General features: G+C 36.7%; 1 protein-coding gene. It reads right to left on the reverse strand.

Going from position 1 to position 1,251, the window contains the following annotated elements; all coding sequences use genetic code 11:
* Positions 1-305, reverse strand: a 305-nt coding sequence (locus tag H6A34_RS14415) for a carboxypeptidase-like regulatory domain-containing protein (RefSeq protein WP_205106080.1), incomplete at its 3' end; no start/stop codon positions are given.
* Positions 306-1,251: the final 946 nt, after the last annotated feature.

The raw sequence follows: 1,251 nt of genomic DNA on the forward strand, positions 1-1,251 counted from the left end.
GCAGTAGCCTCATCTTCCATTGTAACTGTTACACTACTCTTTCCGGCCACGTTTACCGTCTGCGGCTTCATACCAATATATGAGAACTGCAGTTCGTTACCGCTCGATAACTTAATGGAGAAGTTTCCGTCGATATCGGTCACTACGGCGTTTTTAGTCCCTTTTTCGAGGACTGTTGCGCCGATGACGGCCTCTCCGTTGGAATCTTTCACATTTCCTTTGATTGTCTGCGCCGACAGCGAGCCCACGATGAGCGTGAACAGCGCCACAAGCGCAAGTCGAAAAGTTTTTAAATTTCCAGACATAAATGTTACTATTTTAATTAAATAGTAACTCTAAAGCCTTCACCCATAGAACTGGTGGCTTTAAAATTATAATTATATACGGTAAAATAATTGCGATTTTATTTAATTTACAGTCGATAAATGCTATTTATTTAATTATTCAAAGATATTTGTTCTAATTTTAAAAAGCCATCTTTTGCTGGCTTAAAGACGGCTTTTAGTAACCTTAAAAGCGGCCTTTAAGGTTATTAAAAGCGGCCTTTCGCACCGTCGATGACGACATCATACCGCCAAATCAGCAAAACATTACGATGTTTGTATGCTCGGCAAATAGCCATATCCTATCCGCATACGCAACCGAAGGCCAGTAATGGCCCAATGACGACATAACTTTTAGTCTAATGTGAATACCTTACCGTTGGCAAAATCCGGGCATTCATTATGCTTTTCATATACCTTATTATATATAAGGGCTTGTGGATACATGTTGCAGGCAGTTGAAGTCATTGAAAATTAGATGTCTGTATATATGTTAACAGATATTAATTTTCGTCTTTAGGCACGCCCTTAAAAAATCTATTAAATTATCTTTTTATAAAAAAATAAAGAAAAAAGTTTTGCACAATATAAAATTTTGCTAACTTTGTGGGCAGATTTATCAAATTATTAAAAACTAATATCAAAAAACAAATGAAATAATACGCTCCATAAATCTGTCTGTCCGCATTTAAAATGTTGGCTTTCAACGTGTTCAGGAGCGAAAGATGAGATGGCGAATCTCATTCTGTATGTGGGTTGTCAATAAAAGCATTATGAACTCATGAAAACATAAGGACACTTAAACAATGAAAATATTTATCTTTTATTAATTAAAATAGTAACATTTATGTCTGGTAATTTAAAAACTTTTCGACTTGCGCTTGTGGCGCTGTTCACGCTCATCGTGGGCTCGCTGTCGGCGCAGACA

Origin of the sequence: Marseilla massiliensis, from assembly GCF_016899855.1 — a bacterium.
Lineage (GTDB): Bacteria > Bacteroidota > Bacteroidia > Bacteroidales > Bacteroidaceae > Prevotella.